Genomic DNA, 24,085 nt, shown 5'->3' with positions numbered 1-24,085 from the left:
AGTTCTCCTGGGCCGCTTCGAGAGCAACAAGGCGTCTTTGGGAAGCGGCAAATGGTTTGAATGCGAGCGAGGGGATCATCGTCTCCCTCAGGCGTAAACGTCGCGGGTCAGCGTATCCGCATTGGGATAAGGCGAAGCGTCGGCGAAGGCGTGCGCCGCACAGATGCGGGTGGCCACCTTGTCGGCCAGGCGAGCATGGCCGCTCGCCGTCATCGATCCGTCGGCGACGAGACGGTCGCCAAGGAGCTTGATCGGGTCGCGGGCCAGCCAGGCGGCCAATTCTTCACGGTCGACATAGGCTTGGTCATCGGGCTCGAAATGGCCGCGAGTGCGGTAAGTCAACACCTCCAGCAGATAGGGGCGGCCGCTCGTCCGCACTTGCTCGGTGGCGGTCTGCGCGGCGGCGAGCACGGCCAACACATCGTTACCGTCGATGGTTTGCGCAGGGATACCGTAAGACGCCGCCCAGTCGGACACGTGTTCGCGGCTCATCGCCTCGCGCCGATGCACGAAGGCTTGCCAGTGGTTGTTCTCGCAGACATAGAGGACGGGCAGGTTCCAAAGCGCCGCAAGATTAAGCGACTCATGAAAACGCCCTTCGCAGGCCGCTCCGTCGCCGAAAAAGCAGACGACGATGCCGGGCAGGCCGAGCATCGATCGCGACAGCGCGACGCCCGGGGCCATCGCCAATTCGCCGCCGACGATGGTCGACGTGAGGACGACGCCAAGTTCCTTCACGGCGATGTGTAACGAACCGCTACGGCCACCGCAATAACCGCCTTCGCGGCCCATCACTTCGGCCAGCAGCCGGCCGGGGTCGGCGCCGCGCGCGAGCAGATGGCCGGCGCTGCGGTGGTTGGTGAGGATGAGATCCTCGGCGGCGAGCGCGTTCACCACGCCGACAGCCGCCGCTTCCTGACCGACCGAGGTACAGGTTCCGGGGACCGCCCCGGCCGCACTGCCGGCGACGATCGCTTCCTCGTAGGCGCGGATGAGCAGCATCTGCTCGAGCAGCATTGACGGATCGATTTGAGGGAAATTTTGTGCCATGACTTCTCCTGTCCAGATGACGGAAGCAAGTCTATGGGTGCGGCGCCACCTGGCAAGACGGCCAGACGCCGCTTACGATTCTTTTAAGAAGTCGTGAATGAAGATTTAAGAAGAACCGCCAGATGGCCCCTTCGGGCGCGATACATTCAGCCTTCGCCGAGATGCAGCGGCCGGTCGACGGAGAGCACGAAACGTCCACGCCCCGACTTTTCGAGATGGATTCCCGCCTGCCGCTCGTCGAGACGGCGGCGCAACAACACGAGGCGGGCTTCCAGGTTGTCGCCGAGGTCGGGGAGGCGCACACGCGAATCGACACGCAGGCTCTTGTTGGTGAATACGGTGCGGCCGCGTTCTACATAGTCGGTGAGCAGCGCCCAAAGGATCGCTCCCGCAACGCCCTTGATCAGGTAATCGTCACCGAGGAACACGCTGTCGTTGCCCGCGAAATGGCGGACGAGCAACGGTGTTCCGGAGATCGCCGGCGTGACGACGCCAACGAACGAAGGTTCTTCGGCCTGATCTTCCTGCTGCTGGTGAAAGTGGACGGCCATCCCGAGCTGCGCGGCCAAAGCCACAAGGGCATCTTCGTCGTCGTACCCGAAATGCAGATCGGCCACGCTCTCGACGTAGAGAACCCCGATCAAACGTTCGAACGCGAGGATGGGTACCGCCAACTGGCTGCGTGCTTCGGGCAGTCCCGGCAGCGGAATCGCCGTTTCGAGCGTGTCGCCGAGCCCGCCCGCGATCCAGCCCTCGCGTATCGCGCGGCCGTAACCATACTCTGCAGTCATGAAGCCGATGCGGATCGGAGTGCGTTCCCGTGCGCAGACACCGATCACGCCGTCGCCCACCGGGATCTCCGAGCCCACCCCGGATTCGGCGTATCCCCGGCTGGCGAGCGTGTACAAACGCCCTCGGCCTTCGTCGTGCATCAGTAACATCGCGTGGGCGATCCCGAACTCCTCATCGAGTGCATCGAGTGTCGTCTCCAGCAGGCACTCGAGCGTCGCGCAGGTACCGATGCGCGCCACCGTGCGCCGCAACGCGGTGAGCAAATTGATGAGCGATGGCGGCGAGGCGACGGTCGGCCCCGGAACCTGCTCGATGTCACCCACTTGGTAGATGTCCGCTCCGAGCAGGCGGAAAACGCCGCTCATGCCGGTGTGCGAGGCGATGCCGGCGAGTTTCGCCTTCATTTGCTCAAATAACGGCCCCGCGGTCTCGGTACGCAGATACCGCAGCCCGAGACGGTATTGCGCGCCGGTGAGGTGGCTCGTCAGCAAGAGCTGCACAGGAGAACCGGCGAGCACGTTCTGCCGGGTACGGTTGAAAAACTGGTACGACAGGGCGACGTGTTGGCTGTCGATGAACTGCACTTGCGAGAGGTAGGCGAGGTTCGGGACTCCCTCGGGATCGCAGGTAGCGATGTGGCCCGGAATGATGCCTTCCAGGCACTCCCGCAGATTGTCTAGACGCAGGCTCATGCTCCGCCCAGCCTTTCGCCAGCGTTCGGCCCGGGGGTCTGGGAGAACACCGCGTTGGGTGAGTAAACGACCGTCACAAGGTCGTCGGCATTGAACGCCAACACCGCCCGTACGACGGACTCGGGCAGCCCGAGCGGCCGGACTTCCTGCATGAAGTTGCTAAGGTGTGCTTCGACGACCGGCCAGTCCGCCGCTTCGAAGGTCTGTACCTCGGCATCGGCGCCTTTGAGCTGCAAGGTCCGGTTGGTACTCGGCAGGCTGAAGACGTTGGCAACCCGCCGGCTCGTGCGTATGCAGTCGAGAAGTGCCGCCGATTGCGAGCGCAGGATGAAAACACCGACTTGACGGCCATCATCCAAGACTTTGCACCCCATCCCCCGGCTCATGGTCGGCGGATGGCCGGGCCGCCACGACGCCAAGCTGATGCTGACGCCAGAGGTTATGAAATCGACATGATCGTTTTTGAGCAGGTTTTCTGCCATGGCGGCTTGGCTCTCTCTCGGTCTTTCGGAGAAAATCCCGCATGTTTATCGCGGTTTAGCCGCGATTGGACACGTCCGCCACCCCGAAGTGCCCGCCGCACGGTGACGATGAACATCGTCCCGGCGGATGGCTTTTTCGCGGCGCCTTACGGTAAGCCCAACACGGTTTCGACTTCTCGCGTATCGGCTTCCGCCGCGGCGCGCCCCCAAGCCAAACGCCGCTCGTGAAACTCTTTTGCCTTGCGGTTCACTTCTTCGGTGTTCGCCGGATTGCCCGGTGTCGCCCGCGGCGGGACGAAGCGATGCCTGTACTGCAGGGACGCGACCCCCTTGCCGTTCTGACTCCTCCAGAAACGAACGACGTTGAACTCCATGAATTTTTCGTCGGGCGGCCACGTCAGATAATCGATGATCGCCTGGTCTCCCTTATCGTTCTTCTCAACGTGGAAACTGGCCTGTGGGTTGCCGCGCTTGACGAGTTGGGCCATCGCCTGCGCATATTTTTCCGGATCGTTCTCCAAAACCGCGATCTGCTGAAAGCGGAAAGCGATCAGGCGCGTCCAGTTCTGCGGCGTCTCCGTTGGCCGGATGAACTCGATGAGCTTTTCTCCATCGGCCGGATGCCCGACCAGCTTTTTGCTGAACGCCTCGCCTTCGAGCATAGGCGCGGTTTCGCCGGCGAAGACAAAAGGCCCGAAAGCCAGCACTAGAACGAGGAGCAGAGCAAAGCGGCGCATGGCGGCCTCCGTAGCTGGGTGGGATACGGCAGGGTAACAAAATCGGAAGGGGGCGCCTATCGCAAACTCTATCGCGTGCTTTGTGACAACCCGAATTACAGATGTAACAAACGCGGATTCAATCCGCAACATCGTGCTCATGCTCGGCGATCACTATTCGCTTGCGGCCCGGGAACAAGCAACAGGAAGTACCCGGGCCAGGACAGGCGCATTGGTTGTCGGTTCTTCTTCTTCAGAAACACGAAGGGGATTGACCCTGATGCCGCCTTTCTGAACCCCTAGTTCTTATTTGGAGAAGTGAAAATGCTGAAGAAAACCATGATCCTCGTCGCCCTGAGTGCCGTCTCTGCGTTTGCCGGTGCTAGCGAACTCGATGCCCGTCAAGAAGCGAAGCAGGTCGTTGATCTGCAAGACGGCTCCACGCTGTATGTGTTCGATAGCGGCAAGACCGCGCTGCAGAACAAGTACGGCCAACCCGTGAGCATCGCACCGGGATCGACCTTGAAGGCCAAGGATGGCCACGAAATCCGCACGGTGGGTAACGAAGTCGCCCGTCTTGACTACCTGCTGAAGCTCGGCATGGGCGTATAGTCGGAATGTGCGTACCGGCAACGACAGAGCGTTGTTAACGAAGAACGTGTTGGTGGCGGCAGATCGCCAAGACCAGCGCGTTATTCACCCTCTCAGAACGGAATCGGCGCCACCATGCGCTGATTCCGTTCTCCTTCGTTCACGCTTCACGCGCCCCGCTGAGCAGCGCAATGAGACTTCCTCAGTACAGCGTTTCAACGTCAGCGGCGAGCCGATAGCCGGCGCCGCGTTCGGTGAGGATGAGCAAGGGGTTCGCCGGGTCGCTCTCAACCTTCAGACGCAGACGCCGGACCTGTACGTCGATCGTCCGATCATAGACTTCGCCTTCATGCAGCCGCGACATCGACAGCAGCTGATCACGCGACAGGATACGCTGGGGCGCACGGCAGAGCGCGCTCAAGAGGCTGAACTCGCCGTTGGAAAGCTCAACGACCGCGCCACTGGGCGACGTAAGGCGCCGTGTGCGCAGATTCAATTCCCATCCGGCAAAACGAAACGCGCGACGCGACGAATCGCGTTCGGGCAGCGTCGCCTGTACTTGGTAACGACGCAGCACGGCGCGCACGCGGGCGAGCAGTTCGCGCGGGCTGAACGGCTTCGTCACGTAATCGTCGGCCCCCAGTTCGAGGCCCATTACACGGTCCGCCTCCTCGTTGCGGCCGGTCAGGAAGATGATCGGCACGGCCGCCCGGTCGCGCAGGTGGCGGGCGAGCAACATGCCGTCCTCGCCGGGGAGGCGCAGATCGAGCAGAACCAGATCGATCGATTCGCGATCGAAGAGATCGAACAGATCACGGCCGGATTCGCCGGCGCTGACGCGCATGTCGTTGTTGCCGAGGTACTCGACAACGAGTTCGCGCACGTCGGGATCGTCGTCGATGACGAGAATATGTGGAGCCGTGGGGACGTTCATTGCTTCACCGCAGTAGGAGACCGGCAGCGGCCCCGTAGACGCGGGGCATGCGATGCGAGCGGAGTATCATAGCATATGCTCACCAAGCTTCAGGATCACAGTTCCCCTCATCGTCTCTGGGTCGCGGCGCTTTCCGTATGGTACGCCGTGATGGTCGTCGCCACCGTCGCGCTATGGCATATGCATCGCAGCGCGATCGACATGCAGATGCGCGAAACCCGTTTGATTTCGTTCGCTCTCGCCGATGAAATCGCGCGCGGCCTGCAAGGCGTCAAGGACGGCTTGTTCGCCATGCGCGACGATTTGCGCAGCGGTCAGGTTTCCTCCTCGGGCCCGCAGGGAGCGCTGGAACGAGCGGTCCGTTATATGCCGACGGTAAGGACCCTTTGGTACGTCGATAACAAAGGCGGCCAGCGCTACGGCTCGGATGCGAGCCACCCGCCCGATCCGCGTTCCTTTTTCCCAACGCTGGAATCGCTAGGCAACGGTGCCATCGCCGTGAGCGCCGCGTTCACAGACCCGGCCACGCGCGAATCGTTCATTGCTCTCGCCGCACGTGCCAACGGGAAGATCGATGGAAGCGGCGGCTGGATCATTGCCGGCGTGCCGGTCGCGGCGCTCTACGGCGCGTTTCATGTCGCTTCGCCCGGGGCAGACGCGCGCATGGCGGTCTATCGTAACGACGGATTGCGCCTGGCTGGGCGCATCGACGACGGCGCAAGGCTCGGCGAATCGACGTTAAGCGAGCTGCTGACCGCCCCTCCGCGGATGGAAAAGCATGTCTTCTCCGATGGTACGGAACGTCTTGTGAGCATTCACAGCCTGCCGCAATACGGTCTCAAACTCATGGTCACGCGCGACCTGAAGGCCGCCCTGCAAACCTGGCACGACGTGGCTTTCTGGGCCTTGCTTGGAATCGTGCTGCTCTCGGTTGTGCTCATTGTTTCCGTGCGTCGCATCGCGCGCTCCGACCGCCGCTATGCTGAAGCGCGCGATGCGCTGCGTCTGCAAAAGTCGCGGGCCGGGAAGTTCGAAGCGCTGGGCACGCTGGCCAGCGGAGTGGCTCACGATTTCAATAACGTACTCGCCGCGATCGTCGGCTTCGGCGAAATGGCGCGCGACGCGGCACCCCCTGGCAGCAGCCAGGCGCGGCACCTGGACAAGGTGATGCAGGCCGCGCTGCGCGGGAAGGCATTGATCGGCCGCATCCTCAAATTCAGCCGCACGGGCGCCCACACCGCGGCCGTGTTCCGGCTGGAGCCGATTGTGGACGAAGTGCTCAGTTTGCTTGAGAGTTCGCTGCCCGCCGGCGTCCGGGTCGAGCGCTATTTCGACGCGGGGCCTGGAAAGCTGCGCGGTGATCCGACACAGGCATTCGAAGCCGTCATGAACCTGTGCACCAACGCCATTCAGGCGATGCCCGAAGGCGGCACGCTGCGCGTCAGCATCATGCACACCACCTTGTCGGTATCCCGTCTGCTCTCACACGGCGAGTTGGCACCCGGCGCTTATCTTGCGCTTTCCGTCGCCGATGAGGGCTTGGGTATGAATACAGACGTCATGGAGCGCCTTTTCGAGCCGTTCTTCACGACGCGCGGCGACCGTTCAGGTACCGGTCTCGGACTTGCCGTCGTGCACGGCGTCGTAGGCGAGTTCCGCGGGGCGATCAACGTTGAGAGCGCCGTCGGCCGCGGATCGCAGTTCACGCTGTACTTCCCGGAAAGCCAGGACGAACTCACCGGCACCGCCAGCCTCCCGGAGTCCGCCATGCCGGTCTCGGGCCAACGCCTGATGATCGTCGACGACGAACCCGACCTCGTCGCGCTCACGCAGGAGACGCTGAACGGGCTCGGCTACGAATGCGCAGGCTTTTGCGACCCCAAAGCCGCGCTGGCGGCGCTGCGCGAAGACCCGAAGCGATTTGCTGCCATCATTACTGACGAAGTGATGCCGACGCTGTGCGGCACCCGCTTCACGCAGGCGTTGCGCGCGTGCGCCCCCGACGTCCCTGTCCTCCTCGTCAGTGGCTGCGGCGGCTCGTTCCTCGCCTCCCGGGCGGCCGCTGTCGGCGTCACCCGTGTACTTGCCAAGCCGCTGGAGCGCGCCGACCTGCAGCGCGCGCTGATCGAGGTTCTCCCGTCGGCAACACGCCAGGATGGGGCGCCAGCCGCGACGATAGCCACGGCGATCTGAGATCCAGTAGGCAAGGTCGCGATAGGCAGCTAGGCAGCGCAAGACGCTCGCGTTGACCGCGCTTGCCACCGCCGCTAGACAACGGTCGCCTGTTCCTCGGCGTTCTGTTGCTCGACCTCGCTGCGCAGCGTGTTGTACCCGGGGCGGTAGGGAAAGCCGCATTCGCGGGCGGCATGCGCCGCGCCGCCAAGCAATGGGCAACTGCCGAACAGGTCGGCGACCCAGTCGACAAAAGCGCGCACCTTCGGCGAAAGATGCCGGTTCTGCATATACCCCACGGAAATGGGCATCGGTGACGGCGAAAGTTGCGGCAGAATCTCGACCAGCGCCCCCGACTGAAGGTGCGGGATCGCCATGAAGCGTGCCGGCTGAATAAGGCCGAAGCCTTGCAGGCCGCAGGCGAGGTATGCCTCCGCGTCGTTCACTGAGACCATGCCGCGCATCTTCACCGGCGTCGCGACGCCATCCACGACGAAGTCCCAGTCGATCGTGCGGCCTGTGCGGTGAGAGAAGTAGTGGACAGCGTGATGATCCTGCAAATCGTCGATGCTCTTCGGCGTTCCATGACGTTCCAGGTAATCCGGCGAGCCGCAGGTGATCGAGCTGAACGATCCGATGCGCCGCGCGACGAGCGTCGAGTCCTGAAGCTCGCCGACGCGTATGACGCAGTCAACGGCCTCGCGTACGAGGTCCACCAACCGATCACCCATACCGATGACAAGCTCGACGTCGGGGTACTTCGAATGAAATTCGCATAGGCGCGGAATCAAAATGAGACGGCCAATCACTGACGGCACGTCGACGCGCAGGCGCCCCTTCGGTCCGCGGGCCGCGTCCCGGAACGACGCTTCCGTCTCGTCGACTTCCGCCAGGATGCGCGCGCAGTGCTCGTAATAGGCGGCGCCGTCGGGCGTCAGGCTGATGCGCCGTGTCGTCCGATTGAGCAGGCGTACTTGTAGCGCCGCCTCCAGGCTTTGAATGATCGTCGTCACCGTCGCGCGCGGCAGACCGAGGTTGTCGGCGGCGCGCGTGAAGCTGTGGCAATCGACAACGCGAGTGAATACTTGCATGGCTTGAAAACGGTCCATCGGTCGATTCTCCGGCTCGGATTGTTTGCTCGAACTGAATAGTGTTGTCGGATTTTGGATATTTATCCATAGACAAACAGCATCGAGAATTGCTCCATCGATTTTTGACTTTGTTTCACTACCGACAAACGCGATGGACACTCTGCTCAATCCGACCGCCTCACGCCTACGCGACTTCGCGATTCCCGGCCCCGCCGGCGCAATGGCCGCCCGTCTGCACGGAGAGCCGAAATCCGCAGGACTCCTTCCGGTCGTGCTCTACCTCCACGGGGGTGGCTTCGTGAGCGGTAGCCTCAATGACGCTGACGTGCCGGCGCGATTCATTGCCGAAGCGTGCGGCGTGTTGGTGCTGGCCGTGGACTATGCCCTTGCGCCGCAGCGCCCGTTCCCAGCCGCGCCCGAGGACGTGCATGCCGCTGCGCTATGGATGGCAGACAATGCTACGGGCTTTGGCGGCGACGTGCACCGCCTCGTGGTTGCCGGCGACGATGCCGGCGGCAACCTGGCGGCTAGCCTGACGCTGATGTCGCGCGACCGTAACGGCCCGGCCATTGCGGCCCAGGTGCTGATCGGTCCAATGCTCGATCCAAGCATGACGCGGCTTGCGGACGCCATACGGATCAAATCGGATATCGACGCGACCATATGTGCCGAACGGTATCGGCAGTACCTGCCATATTCCCGCCAGCGTCTGCATCCCTACGCCTCACCGCTCGTCTCATGCCGACAGGCGGGTCTGCCGCCAGCGTTGATTCTGACGGCGGAGTGCGACGTGTTGCACGACGAGGCCGAGAAGTACGCGGCCTCGCTGATTGCCGCCGGGGTGCCAACGCACGTTGTGCGCTTTCCCGGCATTACCCATGCGGCCCTTCCGCGCCACACGCCGGCGCTGGAAGAGATCGGTTGTTTTCTTCGTCATCGGCTGCGGACGGATAGCGCCTCGCGCACATAAACCCAAACGCCGACAAACGATTTTGCATTAACCCGTGTCACAGAAAGGAATCGCCATGCCCCGACGTCATAAGCAGTTCGTACTTGTCGCCGCTATTGCCGGCCTCTTCATCGTGGGCGGGGGGCTCACGGCTTATCAGAGCCGCGCGGCGGCGGCCCCCGGACCGGCGGCCGCCGCGCCGGCCACCGTTGACGTGGCCGAAGTCGGCAGCCGGCTGGTAACCGAATGGCAGCAATATTCCGGCCGCCTGGAGGCCGTTGAGCGCGTTGAGGTTCACCCGCAGGTCTCCGGAATATTGACGGCTGTCCACTTCAAGGATGGCAGCCTGGTAAAGAAGGGGGACCTCTTGTTCACGATCGATCCGCGACCTTTCGCGGCCGAGGTGGCGCGAGCCGAAGCCGTCGTCGCCGCCGCGCAAGCACGGGCCGCGTACACCGCGGATGACCTGGCGCGCAGCGAGCGCCTGCTTGCCGATAATGCCATCGCGCGACGCGACTTCGACGAGAAGCAGAACGCTTCCCGCGAAGCGGATGCCAATCTGCAGGCCGCCCGGGCTGCGTTGCGCGTGGCGCAGTTGAATCTCGAGTACACGCATATCACCTCGCCGATCACCGGCCGTGCCTCGCGTGCCGAAGTGACGGTCGGCAATCTCGTCGCTCCCTCTGATAGCCGGCCGCTGACGACGCTCGTCTCCGCAGATCGCATCTATGTGTCGTTCGACGTCGATGAGCAGAGCTACCTGAAGGTGGTGAGCGGCGCCCAGGGCAAACCGTTGCCGGTTCATCTCGGGTTGGCCAATGACGAAAACTACTCGCTGGAAGGCATTCTCAGTTCGGTCGATAACCGGCTCGACAGCACATCGGGGACGATCCGCGTGCGTGCGCTCGTCGACAACCCCGGCGGCCGACTGGTGCCCGGGCTTTACGCCCGCGTGCGACTTGGCGGTGCCGACCAGCGCGACGCGCTGCTGATCGACGAGAAAGCGGTGGGCACCGATCAGGACAAGCGCTTCGTCCTTGTCGTCGGTGCCGACGGCAAGACGGCGTATCGCGAAGTGCTGCTCGGCAGCATTCAGGAGGGCTTGCGCGTCGTCGAAAGCGGGCTCAAGGCCGGCGAACGCATCGTGGTCAACGGCCTGCAGCGCGTGCGCCCGGGCGATGCGATCACGCCCAACGCCGTACCGATGGGTGGCGCGACCACGCTAGCGCAGAAAGGCTGAGGACCACGCATCATGAACATCTCGCGATTCTTTATCGACCGGCCGATCTTCGCCGGCGTCCTGTCGATGCTCATCCTGCTCGGCGGAATCCTGGCGCTCTTCCGGCTACCCATATCGGAGTACCCGGAAGTAGTCCCGCCATCGGTGGTCGTGCGGGCGCAGTATCCGGGCGCCAACCCGAAGGTGATCGCCGAGACTGTCGCGTCACCGCTCGAGGAGTCGATCAACGGCGTCGAGGACATGCTTTACATGCAGTCGCAGGCGAACAGCGACGGCAACTTGACGGTGACCGTGTACTTCAAGCTCGGTATCGATCCCGACAAAGCACAGCAGCTCGTGCAAAACCGCGTCTCGCAGGCTTTGCCAAGACTACCCGAAGACGTGCAGCGCCTCGGCGTGACGACGGTAAAGAGCTCGCCGACGCTGACGCTGGTGGTGCACCTGATCTCGCCCGACGACCGCTATGACGCCACGTATTTGCGCAACTATGCGGTGCTCAACATCAAGGACCGGCTGGCGCGCCTTTCCGGCGTCGGCGAAGTGGCCATATGGGGCGCCGGCAACTATGCCATGCGGGTTTGGCTCGATCCGCAAAAGGTAGCGCAACGCGGACTGACGGCGCCTGACGTCGTGCGCGCGATTCGCGAGCAGAACGTACAGGTAGCCGCCGGTGTCATCGGTGCCTCTCCGACGCAGGCGGATACCGCGATGCAGTTTTCGGTCAACGCGCAGGGCCGGCTGCAGTCGGCCGAAGAATTCAGAGAAATTGTTCTCAAGTCGTCCCCCGACGGCGGCATCACACGGCTAGGCGATGTGGCGCGCGTCGAACTCGACGCCGCCGAGTACGGACTTCGTTCATTGCTCGACAACAAGCCGGCGATCGGCATGGGCATCATGCAATCGCCTGGCGCCAACGCGCTCGAAGTCTCGTCGCAGGTACGCGCGACGATGGCTGAACTCGCCAAGGATTTCCCGTCGTCCGTCGAGTACCGCATCGAATACGACCCGACGCAATTCGTGCGGGCCAGCATCAAGGCGGTCGTGCATACGCTGCTCGAAGCCATCGCGCTCGTCGTGCTGGTGGTCATCGTGTTCCTGCAGACCTGGCGTGCCTCCGTCATCCCGCTGCTCGCCGTCCCCGTGTCGATCGTCGGCACCTTCTCGCTGATGCTCGCCTTCGGCTACTCGATCAACGCCCTGTCGTTATTCGGGATGGTGCTTGCCATTGGCATCGTGGTCGACGACGCGATCGTCGTCGTCGAAAACGTGGAACGCAACATCGAAGCCGGCCTGACGCCGCGCGAAGCGACGTACCGGGCCATGCGGGAGGTCAGCGGGCCGATCATCGCCATCGCGCTGACGCTCGTCGCAGTGTTCGTACCGCTCGCGTTCATGACGGGGCTCACCGGCCAGTTCTACAAACAGTTCGCGATGACGATCGCCATCTCGACGGTGATCTCGGCGTTCAATTCGCTGACGCTCTCTCCAGCGCTCGCGGCGTTGCTGCTAAAGAGCCACGACAGCAAGCCCGACTGGCTGACGCGGCAGATGAACCGCTTTCTCGGCCGCTTTTTCGATGCGTTCAACCGCTTCTTCGGACGCGCTTCGGAGAGCTACGGACGGGGCGTGACGGGCGTCGTTCGGCGCAAGGTCTCCGCGATGAGCGTTTACGCCTTGCTGATCGCACTCACCGCCGGTGTTTCCTACATCCTTCCCGGCGGCTTCGTTCCGGCACAGGACAAGCAGTACCTGATCGGTTTTGCGCAACTGCCCAACGGCGCATCGCTGGACCGTACCGAGGCGGTGATCCGGCGCATGGGTGAAATCGCTCTCGCGCAGCCGGGGGTGGAAAGCGCCATCGCCTTCCCCGGCTTGTCGATCAACGGCTTCACCAACAGTTCGAGCGCCGGCATCGTCTTCGCGACGCTCAAACCGTTCGACGAACGTCACGACAAGAGTCTTTCGGCCGGAGCCATCGCGGGCGCACTCAACCAGAAGTACAGCGCGCTGAAGGAAGCCTTCATCGCCGTCTTCCCGCCACCGCCGGTGATGGGGCTGGGCACGCTCGGCGGCTTCAAGATGCAGCTCGAGGATCGCGGTTCGGTCGGCTACGCGGAGTTGAGCGCCGCGGCCAACGCCTTCATGGCGGCGGCGGCAAAGACGCCCGAGCTCGGCCCCACCTTCTCCAGCTATCAGATCAACGTTCCGCAACTCAACGTTGATCTCGATCGCGTGAAGGCGAAGCAGCAAGGCGTTTCCGTCACCGACGTGTTCGATACCATGCAGATCTACCTTGGTTCGCTGTATGTGAACGACTTCAACCGCTTCGGCCGCACCTACCAGGTACGCGCCCAAGCGGATGCGCCGTTCCGCTCCCGCCCTGAAGACATTCTGCAGCTGAAGACGCGCAACAGCAGCGGCGAGATGGTGCCGCTCTCTTCACTGGTGAAGGTGCGGACGACGTACGGGCCGGAAATGGTCGTGCGCTACAACGGCTACACGGCGGCCGACATCAACGGCGGCCCGGCGCCCGGTTATTCGTCGGCACAAGCGGAGGCCGCCGCTGAGCGCATCGCCGCCGAAACGCTGCCGCGTGGCGTGCGCTTCGAGTGGACAGACCTTACGTACCAGAAGATTCTGGCGGGCAACGCCGGCATCTGGGTGTTCCCGATCAGCCTGCTGCTTGTGTTCCTTGTGCTTGCCGCTCAGTACGAGAGCCTGACGCTGCCGCTCGCGATCATCCTCATCGTGCCGATGAGCATCCTGGCGGCCCTGGCCGGAGTCTTCCTGACGGGTGGCGACAACAACATCTTCACGCAGATCGGGCTCATGGTTCTGGTCGGGCTCGCCTGCAAGAACGCGATCCTGATCGTCGAGTTCGCACGCGAGCTGGAGCTGCAGGGCGCGACGCCGGCGGAAGCGGCGTTCCGTGCCAGCCGGCTGCGCCTGCGGCCGATCCTGATGACGTCGATCGCCTTCATCATGGGCGTCGTTCCCCTCGTCCTGTCGAGCGGTGCGGGATCGGAGATGCGGCACGCGATGGGCGTAGCGGTCTTCTTCGGCATGCTCGGCGTAACCTTCTTCGGCCTTTTCCTGACGCCTGTCTTCTACGTGCTGTTGCGCTCGCTCGGCAAGCGTCGCCCATTGCATTCGGCCACGCACCACGAAGCGCCGCTCGCCGCGCGCGAAGCCGTCCAACACGTCTGATGCGGAGAATGACCATGCTGCATACAACCCCCCGATTCAATGCCGCGGCGCTGACGCTACTGGCGAGCGCAATGCTGCTCGCCGGTTGCGCCACCGGCCCGGATTACCAGCGACCTGCCGTCGATACACCGACCGCCTTCAAGGAAACCGCGGAAGGCCAATGGAAAGCCGCCGAGCCGGCGGAAAGCGTGCCGCGCGGCGAGTGGTGGAAGGTGTTCCGCGATCCGACGCTCGACGCGCTGCAGACGCAGGCGGCGGAAGCCAACCAGGATCTGAAAGCAGCCCTGGCGCGCGTCGCCCAGGCTCGCGCCACGCAGCGCGATGCGCGCGCCGCGTACTTCCCGCAGATCGACGTCGGGGCCGGCCCGACGCGCCAGCGTTCGTCGCCCGCCTCACGCGGCCTGGAGGCGGGTGCCGACAGCGACCCGTTCACGCTATGGCGCGCGCAAGCCACGGTATCTTACGAAGTCGACCTGTTCGGCCGCATCGGCCGCACCGTCGACGCCGCCACGGCAGCCGGCGATCAGCAGGAGGCGTTGTTCCACTCGATGCAGCTCGCAGTTCAGGCCGACGTCGCGCAGACCTATTTCACCGTGCGCGAACTCGACGCTCTCGCCGAACTCTATGCGGAAACGGTACGCCTGCGCGAACGCAGCGCGGGTCTGATGCAACGCCGTTTCGACGAGGGCTACGTCAGCGAGCTGGAGGTTGCACGCACGCGTACCGAACTTGCCACGGCGCGTTCCGAGCAGGTCGGCGTCGCACGGTTGCGGGCCGCCGCCGAACACAGCCTGGCGATCCTGCTCGGGCAGGCGCCGGCCGCGTTCTCGCTGGCACCCCGGCCGCTCGACCATGCGACAGTGCGCGTCCCCAGCGGGCTGCCTTCAGCCCTGCTCGAGAGGCGACCGGACATCGCTGCCGCCGAACGGGCCATGGCCGCCGCCAATGCCCGCGTCGGAGCGGCACGGGCTGCGTTCTTCCCGAGCCTGACGCTGACGGGAACGCTGGGTTACGAATCCGCGGAGCTGGGCGATCTCTTCAAGTGGAGCAGTCGCGCGTTCGTTCTCGGTCCGGTCGTCGGGACGATGCTGTCGCTGCCGATCTTCGACGGCGGCGCCCGCGAGGCACGCCTCGACCGCGCCACCGCCGCTTACCACGAGGAAGTCGCCACGTACCGGCAAACGGTGCTACGCGCCTTCAAGGACGTCGAGGATAACCTCGCCCACTTGCGCCTGCTCGACGAGCAGATGCGGGCGCAGGACGATGCCGTACGCTCATCCCGCCGTGCCGCCGACCTGTCGCAGACGCAGTACCGTGAAGGCTCGATCAGCCACCTCGGCGTGATCGACGCCGACCGCAGCGTGCTGCAGCAGCAACGCGTCGCGGTCCAACTCGGCGCGGAACAGGCTCGGGCCACCGTCGCCCTGATCCGGGCGCTCGGGGGCGGATGGGATGTAGCGCAAGCAACGCCTTGAGGTCTTTGGGGCTGCTGAAAGCGAGGCAGCCCCGCATTCGCATTTCCCCGTCCTGCACACCGACAACGGCGATTCGAGGCACAATAATGGCACACGGAGCCACCGCGCCCGTCCGCCAATCACGTGACCAGGAGACCGCCATGGAGATGAAACGCCTGCATTCCGGGAAACTGCGCGCCGTCGGCTACGAGCCGCGGGATCGGCTGCTGCGGGTTGAGTTCGACAACGGCCGCGTGGTCGAACACAGCGGAGTCGGCGACGAGGTCTGGCGACGGCTGTCGACGTCCGGTTCGGCGTGGAGCTATTACCGCGACAACGTCGAAGAGGAGTACACGAGCCGCTTCGTTGCGGCGACCGAGACGGCCGAAAAGAGGCCCAACCCGCTCGACGAATTGTTCAAGAAGTAGCGCCACCGCTGTTCGGGGTACAGCGACCCGGGGGACGACCGCACGTCAAGCGTCTGGGCCCCGCCCGGTCTCATTTTTCGCGGCGCGGCGAAACGCCGGCCGTTCGAAGACGACCGGCAGCGAATCACGGGTAAATGGTTTGAACCGCTGTATGCGAAAAAACAGCGGGGCGTTGCCAGCGTCTCGGTACGCTACGCCCAGGTGTCGATACGAGCCTGAGCCGTGTTCAGCGCCGATTCCTTGATCTTGTTCATCGTCTGGTTTTGCTCGGCTTTGATCGCAAAGCTCTCGCTGACGACCGCCTTCAGCGCTTCGTGCTGTTTCTGCATGCGGGCGAGGTCAAGTTCCGTTCCGCGCGCATTCGCCTGGTTGTTCTGCTGGATGTAAGCCATTGCACTACTGCCGACGCTACCGACTGCCATTCGGGATCCTCCGGGTCTCGGGTGGTGGGTTTGAAAAAGCCAGGGTGGATTTATATCAGGGAGAGACCCTGAAATCGTGTCTTTTTTGTGTCGCGTCGTGCACCTTGTGACACTGGACAACGGGGGCCGGACACGAAACAGGCGCTGCCGTACGAGGGAAAGGAGTCAGCTGCGGGAGCCAGTCGCAGAAATCAGCGGCGCAGTTCGGCGACGAAATCGTAGTAGTCGCTGCGGCACCAAGTGTGGGTGATTTCAACCGGGCGGCCATCGCTGTGGTAGCCGATGCGGGTAATGAAAAGGAGCGCCTGCCCGAGCGGAATACCGAGGAGTTCGGCATGGCGGGCGTTGGCGTTGGCAGCACGGATGTGCTGCAGCGCGCGCGCCGGTACGCAGTCGCGTTCCGCGAGATAAGTGTAGAGGGAATCCGTCACCGCCTCCGGGTCCGGAACGACCGTGATCGGCAACGCGCTCGCCTCATACGCCATCGGCGTCTCGTCGGCGAGACGAACCCGTTCGAGCCGCGCAACCCGTTCGCCGGGCGGCAGGCCCAACGCCACCATTTCTTCCGGACCGACGACCGAGATCACCCGCCGTATCCAACGCGAGTGGGGGACAAATCCCCTTTGCTTGAGCTCTTCGGTAAAACTCGTCAAACGGGTTAGCGGCTGTTCGAGCATCGGCGCGATGTAATTGCCCGAACCGTGCCGACGCACCACAAGTCCTTCGTCCACCAGCGCACCGATCGCCTTACGCGCCGTCACGCGCGAGATTCCCAGCTTGTCGGCGAGCACCCGCTCGGAAGGCAGGGGGTCGTCGGCGCTGAACCGGCCTTGACGAATCAGCCGTTCCAGTCCGTTACGGACCTGCAGATAGAGGTGCGGCGACGCCGTAGGATCGAGCTTGAGTTCGGCGACCAGGGAATCCGCTTCTTGCGATTCGGCTATGTTGCTCACTTATTCGGAATCGTTCTGCGAAAGATGGCGAGACATGCCGAATGATACCACTCGGCCCGGATACCGGATCGTAGCGAGGGGCGCCTTGGAAACTTCCCCTCGGCCGACAACGACGAAAGCATATGTCGGCCGAATGCGCGGACGCCTCTCGCGCGTCCTCCGAATCGCTCAGCTTGTCGCAGCACCCTTGGCCAGCAGGCGCTGCATCGCCGCGGCGACAAGTTCGGCCATCGGTCCAACGACGATCTGGACGTTCTGGCTATTGAGCTTGATCACACCGCTGGCTCCGGCACGGCGCGCCGCCGCTTCGTCCACCCGAGACCCGTCCTTCAACGTGAGCCGCAGGCGGGTGATGCAGGCGTCGACGTCGGAAACGTTGGTCGCACCGCCGATCGCCGAGAGGTAATCGCGGGCGAGCGACTCGACCTCACTGCCCGAGCCCTTTGCCGCCGATCCATCGTTGCCCGACGCAGCACCGCCGAATACCTTATGCATGGCGGTCGCGATCGATTCGGCTTGTGGGCCGACGATGATCTGGACGTTCTGGTTGTTGAGACGAATGACACCGCTCGCGCCGGCACGTTTCGCCGCCATTTCGTCGACCTTGCTCACGTCACGCAAGGTAAGCCGCAGACGGGTGATGCAGGCGTCCGCATCGACCACGTTTGCCGCCCCGCCGATGGCCGCCAGATAAGCGCGGGCCAGGCTCTCGGCATCGCCCATGGACGCGGAAGCGTGCGCGGGGGCGGTGCCCATTCCCTGTACGGGAGAAGTCGCAACTCCCTTCTCGTTCTCATCTTCCTCGCGGCCCGGCGTACGCAAGTTCAGCGCGCGAATGGCGAACGAAAACACGAAGTAGTAGAGCGCGAAGAAAACGACGCCTTGTACGATCAACATGTACCAGTTAACCGCCAGCGGGTTGCGGGCCGAAAGCATCATGTCAACGAGCCCGGCGCTGAAACCGAAACCGGCGATCCAGTGCAACTGCGCCGCGAGGAAAACCGAAATGCCGGTCAGGAGCGCATGCAGCACATAAAGCAGCGGAGCGACGAACATGAACGAGAACTCGAGCGGCTCCGTCACGCCGGTGAAGAACGACGTGAAACCCGCGGCGAGCATCAGCGAGGCAACACGCGTACGGTTGGCCGGTTTGGCGGCACGGTAGATCGCAAGCGCCGCGCCCGGCAGGCCAAACATCATGATCGGGAAGAACCCGGCTTGGTACATGCCCGTCACGCCGAGCACTGCCTTGCCTTCGGACAGCGCCTTGGCGCCGGCCAGGAAGTTCGGGATGTCGTTGATGCCGGCCACGTCGAACCAGAACACGCTGTTCAGCGCATGGTGCAAGCCCACCGGGATGAGCAGGCGGTTGAAGAACGCATAGATGCCCGCACCGACCGAGCCGAGGTTGACGATCGACTCACCGAAGCCGACCAGGCCGCTGTACAGCGGCGGCCACACGGCCATGAGTATGAACGAGACGACGATCATTACCGCCGAGGTGATGATCGGCACGAGGCGCCGGCCGGAGAAGAAGGCTAACGTCCTGTGCAGTTCGATGCCGCTGAAGCGGTTGTAGAGTTCGGCGGCAATCACGCCGCACAGGATGCCGACGAACTGGTTCTCGATCTTCTTGAACGCGACCGGCACCTGCTCGAGCGGTATCGCCTGGATTTGGGCGACGACGTTCGGCTTGAGCAGCGTCGTGACGACAAGGTAGCCGACGAGACCGGCCAGCGCCGCGGCACCATCCTTGTCTTTCGACATGCCGTAGGCGACACCGATCGCGAACAGGATCGCCATCTTGTCGATAATCGCCGCGCCGGCCTGGATCAGGAAGGCCGCCACGGCACTGTCGGCACCCCAACCGTTCGGGTCGAGCCAGTAACCGACACCCATCATGATCGCGGCCGCCGGAAGAACCGCCACCGGTACCATCAACGCGCGACCGATTTTTTGCAGATAGCCTAGAGCGCTCACTTTGATTTCCTCATGTAGAAAACGAAACGACACTTCTGCGAAAAGAACCGGATGCCCGCACCGGATTCGTCCGGGCATGTCGGTGATAAAACTCGTTCGGTCGGAGGGCTCATGCCCCGTTCAGCCGCTTTCATCGCTCGCCCCCCGTCACTTCAACCCGCCGCTCCGTCAAGCCACGGCCAGTTCTTCTTCACGTATTCCCGTACCGCCGCCGCCGATGGCAGATCGACCGCCTGCCGTGCCGCGTCACGACAATCGGCGAGGCTGAGGCGCCGCACTACGGCCTTGATTTCTGGAATCACCGCAGGGCTCAATGACAGCTCGCTCGCGCCCAGGCCGAGGAGCAACGGCACCGCCAGCGGGTCCGAGGCGAGAGCACCGCAGACGCCAAGCCACCGCCCGTGGCGCTCCGCGCCCTGCGCAGCAAGGGCGACAAGACGCAACACCGCCGGATGCAAACCGTCGATACGCGCCGCCAATGCGGCATTCCCTCGATCCATGCACAAGGCATACTGCGTAAGATCGTTCGTACCGACCGAGAAGAAGTCCGCCTCGCACGCAAGCTGGTCGGCGAGTACCGCAGCGGCCGGCGTTTCGATCATCACGCCGACTTCGATCTTTTGTTCCCCTCCGCTTTCGGCCGCCAAACGGTCGATGAGGGCACGTACGGCGCGCACCTCGCCGACGTCGGCGACCATCGGCAGCAAAATCTTCACGGCCGCGCGCGGCTGCACACCGAGGATCGCGCGCAACTGCTCGATGAAGACCGCTTCGCGGGAAAGCGACAAACGGATGCCGCGCAGACCGAGCGCCGGGTTCTCCTCGTCTGCCAGCGGCAGATACGGCAGGGTTTTGTCGGCGCCGACATCGAGCGTACGGATGATTACATTGCCCGGTTGGCACGCCCGCATCGCGTCGACGATCTCCTGATAACACGCGCACTGCTCCGCCTCTGTGGGCGCCGACTGGCGTTCGGCAAACAACAGTTCGGTACGCAGGAGACCGATCGCCTCGGCGCCTAGTGCTGCGGCTTCAGTGGCATCGGCGGCGCTGGCCACGTTGGCGGCGATCTCGACGCGCGTTCCGTCGCGCGTCGTCGCCGGGTCACAGGCCCGGGCGCGCGCTTCGGCCGCGAGGCTCCGCCGACGGGCGACTTCCGCTTCCGCGGCGGTGAGATCCTGCATGGAGGGCGCTACATCGAGAACGCCACGGTCGGCGTCGAGCACGACCATGGTCTCGTCGGCGATTTCGGCCAGACGCGGCCCGAGGGCCACCAGAGCCGGAATACCATGGGCGCGGGCGAGGATCGCGACATGCGAGGTCGGCCCGCCCTGTTCGGTCGCAATGCCGGCGACACGGGCGCGCAACAACGCCGGAAAATCCGATGGCGCGAGATCATCGGCAATCACGATCGAGTCCGGCGGCAGCGAGAGCGCCTCCGCTTCCTCGCCGGCCAGCTTGCGCAATACCTGGCGCTCGACATCGCGCAGGTCGGCGGCGCGCCCGGCCAGCAAGGCATTTCCGGTGGCCTGCAACGTGGAACACTGTGCTTCGACGGCGGCTCGCCAGGCGAATGCGGCGCTCTTGCCGGCCGCGATCAATCCGGCGGCATAGGCAAACAATTCCGGGTCTTCAACCAATGTGCGATGCGCGGCGAAAATGCCGGCTTGCTCGGCGAGACCGCGTCGCGCCGCTTCGGCGACGGCCGCCTCGATCTCGCCGGCTACCGCCTGCAGCGCGGCCGCGAGCGCGCGCCGTTCAAGAATTTCGCCCTCGCCCTGCTCGCGGATCGCGGCTACGGCGTGACCGAAGCGCGCGGTGGCGCCGATGGCGAGGCCGGGAGCAGCGGCAACGCCGGCCAACTGATGTCCGTTCAGCGCCACCGATGCAGCAACCGGCGCTACGATGCTCGCCGGCATGGGCATTTCGGCAGGCAACGGCGTCTCCAGAGCCACGACAGCGGCTTCCAGCGCGTCGCCTGCGCCTTCGCCAACGGCGACGACTTGGACTTCTTCGCCTTCATCGACAGCCAAGCCCATGACGGCAGTGACACTGCGCGCGTTGGCGCGCCGACTGCGCGCTTCGATCTCGACGACGGCCGCGAAGGGCTTGACCGAGGCGGCGAGGGCCGCGCACGGCCGGGCATGCAGTCCGCCCGGGTGGCGGACAATGGCCCAACCTTTAGCGGTCTCTGCGTCGGCTGCCGTGAGCGAAGAAGCGTCCGATGCCTGCCCAGCCTCGCCTGCTTCGGCGTCGGCTTTCGTGCTCACGGCGAGTAGTGGGGCACCGACCGCAACAGTAGAGCGGTCGGTACGCCACGTGATAGCGAAGGCGTCACCGTTCTCGACGGTCAAGATGGTAATGGAGGGCTTGCCTTGGCGGGCGAGTTCGGCGATGTCGAACTCGATCAGCGGTTGCCCGGCGTAAACGAGATCGCCTTGCGCCACACGTGTCGAGAACCCGGCACCTTTCAGGAGCACGGTGTCGATACCCACATGCAGGAGGACGCGCATCCCGTCGTCTGTCTCGAGAATGCAGGCATGCCGCGACGCATGCAGTTGAACGACGCGCCCGGCACAGGGAGCGCACAACCGACCTTCGGTCGGATCGACCGCGACACCGTCGCCCATCATGCCGCCGGCAAACACCGGGTCGGGCACCGACCCGAGCGAGACAACCGTTCCCGTGGCGAACGCCGACAGCGTCTGTTGCGACAAGGTCATCGATGGCTCCATATCGGGTCGCCGTAACCGCGGCCCCCCGCAGATTAACTAGAATGAAACCAGTGTAAGACCAGTTGTAACAGCGTGTCAACGAGGTACACGCTTCGCGGATAGCAACTCTGCTCTCCTACAGTTCTCGCATACTGCCGTGGTAGAAACCAGTGGGCGTTTCTTGACAGAGCGGTCAGCGCATTGACCTCCTCGCCCGACTGGTACTATAGTGGAATTACCAATTCGGATAAGGCTTATGCAGAATCAACTCACCGGATGCATCCTGACGCCTGAGGGATGGGTGAAGGGATCGATTTCCTTCGATACGCGAATTGTCGCCATCGAGGGGGAAGAGGTGCCGGCTCCCAGTCCGGCCGATGCTCTCGTTCTCCCAGGATTCGTGGACCTGCACGTGCATGGCGGCGGTGGTGCCGACGTGATGGACGGCGAGGGAGCGATCGACGTGTTGGCCCGGACGCATGCGCGCCACGGGACAACCAGCCTGCTGGCGACGACGATGACGGCACGCCGCCCGGAAATCGAGCATGCCCTGCGCGATGTAGGAAGGGCCATGCGGTCCCGCGCGGAAGGCGGCGCGCGCGTTCTCGGCGTCCATCTCGAAGGCCCGTTCATCAACCCCGGCCGGCTCGGCGCCCAACCCAACGACTGCCGTCCGGCAACGCCGGAGGAACTCGGGGCGTTGAACGCCTTGGCAACGATCCGCGTACTGACGATTGCGCCAGAACTCGCCGGTCATCTGGATTTCATTCGCCAGTTGAAGGTGGCCGGCATCGTGCCGCAGATCGGCCACAGCAACGGCAGCTATGAGGACGGCGTGGCTGCGCTCGACGCCGGAGCCGGCGGCTTCACCCACTTGTTCAACGCAATGAGCGAACTGCATCACCGCAAGCCGGGCATGGTCGGCGCGGCGCTGGCGCACGCCGAGTATGCCGAAATCATTCCGGATTTGCTACATGTCCACCCCGGCGCAATCCGGGCGGCAAAGCGGGCGATCCCCAAACTCTATTGCGTGACGGATTCGACCTCCGGTGCCGGCATGCCGGACGGCGAGTATCACCTTGGATCGCAGCGCGTCACCCGTTGCATGGGCGGTGTCCGGCTTGCTGACGGCACGCTGGCGGGAAGCGTTCTGACCATGGACCAGGCTTTCCGCAACTTGCTGTCGATCGGTATACCAATCGATGAAGCAGCGCGCCACGTATCCACCTTCCCGGCGGACTACCTCGGCGAGTTTGAACGCGGACGGCTCCAGCCAGTGGCCTACGCCGATATCGTCGTCATGTCGCCGCAGATGCATCTGACGCATGTGTTCGTCGAAGGCGAGGCGATCAACCTTTGCCACCATTGACGGCGCAACCCGATCACGCCGGCGCCGCCGTGCTTTTCTTCGCCGTCCAAACCGAAATCAATGGAACATAGATGGAAATAGTCATCCAGGAAACGCCGGAAGCCGCAACGGAGATCGCGGCAATGATCGTTGCCCGCCTACTGCGCGAGAAACCCGATGCCGTGCTCGGGTTGGCGACGGGCAGTACGCCGTTGCTGCTCTATCGCTCCTTGATCGAGAAAAAGCTCGACTGGAGTCGCGTGACGACGTTCAACCTCGACGAATACATCGGCTTGCCGCAAGACCACCCGCAGTCATACCACAGCTTCATGTGGACGAACCTCTTCCGCCACGTCAACATCGACAGGGCCCGGGTGCATATTCCTGACGGCAATGCCAAAGACATTCCGGGAGTCTGCGCGGCCTACGAAAAAAGAATCCGCGCAGCGGGAGGCATCGATCTGCAGATATTGGGAATCGGCACCGACGGCCATATCGGATTCAACGAGCCGACGTCGTCGCTCGCTTCGCGTACGCGCATCAAGACGCTGACACCGCAGACGCGCAAAGACAACGCGCGCTTTTTCGGCGACGAGGAAAGTGTGCCGCATCACGTTGTCACGATGGGCATCGGGACGATCATGGAAGCGCGCGAAGTACTTCTGCTGGCGTTTGGAGCACAAAAGGCGCAGGCCGTGGCCGAAGCGGCCGAGGGCCCGATGACCGCCATCAATCCGGCGTCGGCCCTGCAAATGCACCCGGAGGCGCGCTTCTGTCTGGATACCGGCGCCGCGTCCAAGCTGCAGCGCGCCGAATACTACCGCTGGGTTTACGACAACAAGCCAGACTGGCAGCGTCCTTAAAAAGCGC

At 63.8% G+C, this 24,085-nt stretch carries 19 protein-coding genes; 9 read left to right on the top strand and 10 right to left on the bottom strand.

Going from position 1 to position 24,085, the window contains the following annotated elements; translation table 11 throughout:
* Positions 1 to 87: 87 nt before the first annotated feature.
* The 4 genes from NZ453_RS15560 to NZ453_RS15545 all read right to left on the bottom strand — a co-directional run bounded on the left by NZ453_RS15560 (position 88) and on the right by NZ453_RS15545 (position 3,753).
* Positions 88 to 1,050, bottom strand: a complete 963-nt coding sequence (locus tag NZ453_RS15560; protein ID WP_263771627.1) for a thiamine pyrophosphate-dependent dehydrogenase E1 component subunit alpha — start codon at positions 1,048 to 1,050, stop codon at positions 88 to 90.
* Positions 1,051 to 1,196: 146 nt separating this feature from the next.
* A complete protein-coding gene (locus NZ453_RS15555; protein ID WP_263771626.1) occupies positions 1,197 to 2,534 on the bottom strand; it encodes a GAF domain-containing protein in 1,338 nt (445 codons plus the stop codon).
* Positions 2,531 to 3,016, bottom strand: a complete 486-nt coding sequence (locus tag NZ453_RS15550) for a hypothetical protein (RefSeq protein WP_263771625.1) — start codon at positions 3,014 to 3,016, stop codon at positions 2,531 to 2,533. The genes NZ453_RS15555 and NZ453_RS15550 overlap by 4 nt, the downstream gene beginning before the upstream one ends.
* A gap of 146 nt (positions 3,017 to 3,162) precedes the next feature.
* The gene (locus NZ453_RS15545) at positions 3,163 to 3,753 is read right to left on the bottom strand and encodes a hypothetical protein (protein WP_263771624.1); all 591 of its coding nucleotides are present in this window, start codon (positions 3,751 to 3,753) and stop codon (positions 3,163 to 3,165) included.
* A 303-nt stretch (positions 3,754 to 4,056) separates the two neighbouring features.
* On the opposite strand from NZ453_RS15545, the gene NZ453_RS15540 reads away from it, so the two are divergent.
* On the top strand, positions 4,057 to 4,344 hold the full coding sequence (locus tag NZ453_RS15540; protein WP_263771623.1) for a CopK family periplasmic copper-binding protein: 288 nt from the start codon (positions 4,057 to 4,059) through the stop codon (positions 4,342 to 4,344).
* A gap of 181 nt (positions 4,345 to 4,525) precedes the next feature.
* On the opposite strand, the gene NZ453_RS15535 is transcribed toward NZ453_RS15540, so the two are convergent.
* The gene (locus NZ453_RS15535) at positions 4,526 to 5,257 is read right to left on the bottom strand and encodes a response regulator (protein WP_263771622.1); all 732 of its coding nucleotides are present in this window, start codon (positions 5,255 to 5,257) and stop codon (positions 4,526 to 4,528) included.
* A gap of 75 nt (positions 5,258 to 5,332) precedes the next feature.
* On the opposite strand from NZ453_RS15535, the gene NZ453_RS15530 reads away from it, so the two are divergent.
* On the top strand, positions 5,333 to 7,450 hold the full coding sequence (locus NZ453_RS15530; protein WP_263771621.1) for an ATP-binding protein: 2,118 nt from the start codon (positions 5,333 to 5,335) through the stop codon (positions 7,448 to 7,450).
* 74 nt (positions 7,451 to 7,524) lie between these two features.
* On the opposite strand, the gene NZ453_RS15525 is transcribed toward NZ453_RS15530, so the two are convergent.
* Complete coding sequence (locus NZ453_RS15525; RefSeq protein ID WP_263771620.1) at positions 7,525 to 8,538, bottom strand: LysR family transcriptional regulator; 1,014 nt, start codon at positions 8,536 to 8,538, stop codon at positions 7,525 to 7,527.
* A gap of 133 nt (positions 8,539 to 8,671) precedes the next feature.
* Here NZ453_RS15525 and NZ453_RS15520 point away from each other — a divergent pair, with 133 nt between their 5' ends.
* From NZ453_RS15520 to NZ453_RS15500, 5 genes are all read left to right on the top strand, one after another.
* The gene (locus tag NZ453_RS15520; protein WP_263771619.1) at positions 8,672 to 9,490 is read left to right on the top strand and encodes an alpha/beta hydrolase; all 819 of its coding nucleotides are present in this window, start codon (positions 8,672 to 8,674) and stop codon (positions 9,488 to 9,490) included.
* A gap of 55 nt (positions 9,491 to 9,545) precedes the next feature.
* Positions 9,546 to 10,709 (top strand): efflux RND transporter periplasmic adaptor subunit, encoded by a 1,164-nt coding sequence (locus NZ453_RS15515; RefSeq protein ID WP_263771617.1) that lies wholly within the window; start codon positions 9,546 to 9,548, stop codon positions 10,707 to 10,709.
* Positions 10,710 to 10,721: 12 nt separating this feature from the next.
* Positions 10,722 to 13,916, top strand: coding sequence for an efflux RND transporter permease subunit (locus NZ453_RS15510; RefSeq protein WP_263771616.1), 3,195 nt, complete (start codon positions 10,722 to 10,724; stop codon positions 13,914 to 13,916).
* A 14-nt stretch (positions 13,917 to 13,930) separates the two neighbouring features.
* Positions 13,931 to 15,391, top strand: coding sequence for an efflux transporter outer membrane subunit (locus NZ453_RS15505; protein WP_263771615.1), 1,461 nt, complete (start codon positions 13,931 to 13,933; stop codon positions 15,389 to 15,391).
* 140 nt (positions 15,392 to 15,531) lie between these two features.
* Positions 15,532 to 15,798 (top strand): KTSC domain-containing protein, encoded by a 267-nt coding sequence (locus NZ453_RS15500; RefSeq protein ID WP_263771614.1) that lies wholly within the window; start codon positions 15,532 to 15,534, stop codon positions 15,796 to 15,798.
* Positions 15,799 to 15,989: 191 nt separating this feature from the next.
* Here the strand turns inward: NZ453_RS15500 and NZ453_RS15495 are convergent, their stop codons facing one another.
* The 4 genes from NZ453_RS15495 to ptsP all read right to left on the bottom strand — a co-directional run bounded on the left by NZ453_RS15495 (position 15,990) and on the right by ptsP (position 21,876).
* On the bottom strand, positions 15,990 to 16,220 hold the full coding sequence (locus NZ453_RS15495) for a hypothetical protein (RefSeq protein ID WP_263771613.1): 231 nt from the start codon (positions 16,218 to 16,220) through the stop codon (positions 15,990 to 15,992).
* 191 nt (positions 16,221 to 16,411) lie between these two features.
* Entirely contained in the window at positions 16,412 to 17,173 is a 762-nt protein-coding gene (locus NZ453_RS15490; protein ID WP_263771611.1) for a GntR family transcriptional regulator, read from the bottom strand.
* Positions 17,174 to 17,341: 168 nt separating this feature from the next.
* The gene (nagE, locus tag NZ453_RS15485) at positions 17,342 to 19,153 is read right to left on the bottom strand and encodes an N-acetylglucosamine-specific PTS transporter subunit IIBC (protein ID WP_263771610.1); all 1,812 of its coding nucleotides are present in this window, start codon (positions 19,151 to 19,153) and stop codon (positions 17,342 to 17,344) included.
* A gap of 152 nt (positions 19,154 to 19,305) precedes the next feature.
* Entirely contained in the window at positions 19,306 to 21,876 is a 2,571-nt protein-coding gene (gene ptsP / locus NZ453_RS15480; RefSeq protein WP_263771609.1) for a phosphoenolpyruvate--protein phosphotransferase, read from the bottom strand.
* A 247-nt stretch (positions 21,877 to 22,123) separates the two neighbouring features.
* Between ptsP and nagA the strand changes: the two genes are divergently transcribed.
* Positions 22,124 to 23,236, top strand: coding sequence for an N-acetylglucosamine-6-phosphate deacetylase (gene nagA / locus NZ453_RS15475; RefSeq protein ID WP_263771608.1), 1,113 nt, complete (start codon positions 22,124 to 22,126; stop codon positions 23,234 to 23,236).
* Between the two features lie 71 nt (positions 23,237 to 23,307).
* Positions 23,308 to 24,078: a glucosamine-6-phosphate deaminase gene (gene nagB, locus NZ453_RS15470; protein ID WP_263771607.1), complete on the top strand. Its 771-nt coding sequence runs from the start codon at positions 23,308 to 23,310 to the stop codon at positions 24,076 to 24,078.
* Positions 24,079 to 24,085: the final 7 nt, after the last annotated feature.

The organism is Propionivibrio soli (assembly GCF_025770765.1).
Taxonomy (GTDB): Bacteria; Pseudomonadota; Gammaproteobacteria; order Burkholderiales; family Rhodocyclaceae; genus Propionivibrio; species Propionivibrio soli.
The sequence above is the reverse complement of the archived record's forward strand: the minus strand, read 5'-3'. Positions and strand labels throughout refer to the sequence as shown.

Coding starts and splice junctions, on each gene's coding strand:
- NZ453_RS15560 (WP_263771627.1), bottom strand. CDS start 1,050: ATGGCACAAAATTTCCCTCAAATCGATCCGTCAATGCTGCTCGAGCAG.
- NZ453_RS15555 (WP_263771626.1), bottom strand. CDS start 2,534: ATGAGCCTGCGTCTAGACAATCTGCGGGAGTGCCTGGAAGGCATCATT.
- NZ453_RS15550 (WP_263771625.1), bottom strand. CDS start 3,016: ATGGCAGAAAACCTGCTCAAAAACGATCATGTCGATTTCATAACCTCT.
- NZ453_RS15545 (WP_263771624.1), bottom strand. CDS start 3,753: ATGCGCCGCTTTGCTCTGCTCCTCGTTCTAGTGCTGGCTTTCGGGCCT.
- NZ453_RS15540 (WP_263771623.1), top strand. CDS start 4,057: ATGCTGAAGAAAACCATGATCCTCGTCGCCCTGAGTGCCGTCTCTGCG.
- NZ453_RS15535 (WP_263771622.1), bottom strand. CDS start 5,257: ATGAACGTCCCCACGGCTCCACATATTCTCGTCATCGACGACGATCCC.
- NZ453_RS15530 (WP_263771621.1), top strand. CDS start 5,333: ATGCTCACCAAGCTTCAGGATCACAGTTCCCCTCATCGTCTCTGGGTC.
- NZ453_RS15525 (WP_263771620.1), bottom strand. CDS start 8,538: ATGGACCGTTTTCAAGCCATGCAAGTATTCACTCGCGTTGTCGATTGC.
- NZ453_RS15520 (WP_263771619.1), top strand. CDS start 8,672: ATGGACACTCTGCTCAATCCGACCGCCTCACGCCTACGCGACTTCGCG.
- NZ453_RS15515 (WP_263771617.1), top strand. CDS start 9,546: ATGCCCCGACGTCATAAGCAGTTCGTACTTGTCGCCGCTATTGCCGGC.
- NZ453_RS15510 (WP_263771616.1), top strand. CDS start 10,722: ATGAACATCTCGCGATTCTTTATCGACCGGCCGATCTTCGCCGGCGTC.
- NZ453_RS15505 (WP_263771615.1), top strand. CDS start 13,931: ATGCTGCATACAACCCCCCGATTCAATGCCGCGGCGCTGACGCTACTG.
- NZ453_RS15500 (WP_263771614.1), top strand. CDS start 15,532: ATGGAGATGAAACGCCTGCATTCCGGGAAACTGCGCGCCGTCGGCTAC.
- NZ453_RS15495 (WP_263771613.1), bottom strand. CDS start 16,220: ATGGCAGTCGGTAGCGTCGGCAGTAGTGCAATGGCTTACATCCAGCAG.
- ptsP (WP_263771609.1), bottom strand. CDS start 21,876: ATGACCTTGTCGCAACAGACGCTGTCGGCGTTCGCCACGGGAACGGTT.
- nagA (WP_263771608.1), top strand. CDS start 22,124: ATGCAGAATCAACTCACCGGATGCATCCTGACGCCTGAGGGATGGGTG.
- nagB (WP_263771607.1), top strand. CDS start 23,308: ATGGAAATAGTCATCCAGGAAACGCCGGAAGCCGCAACGGAGATCGCG.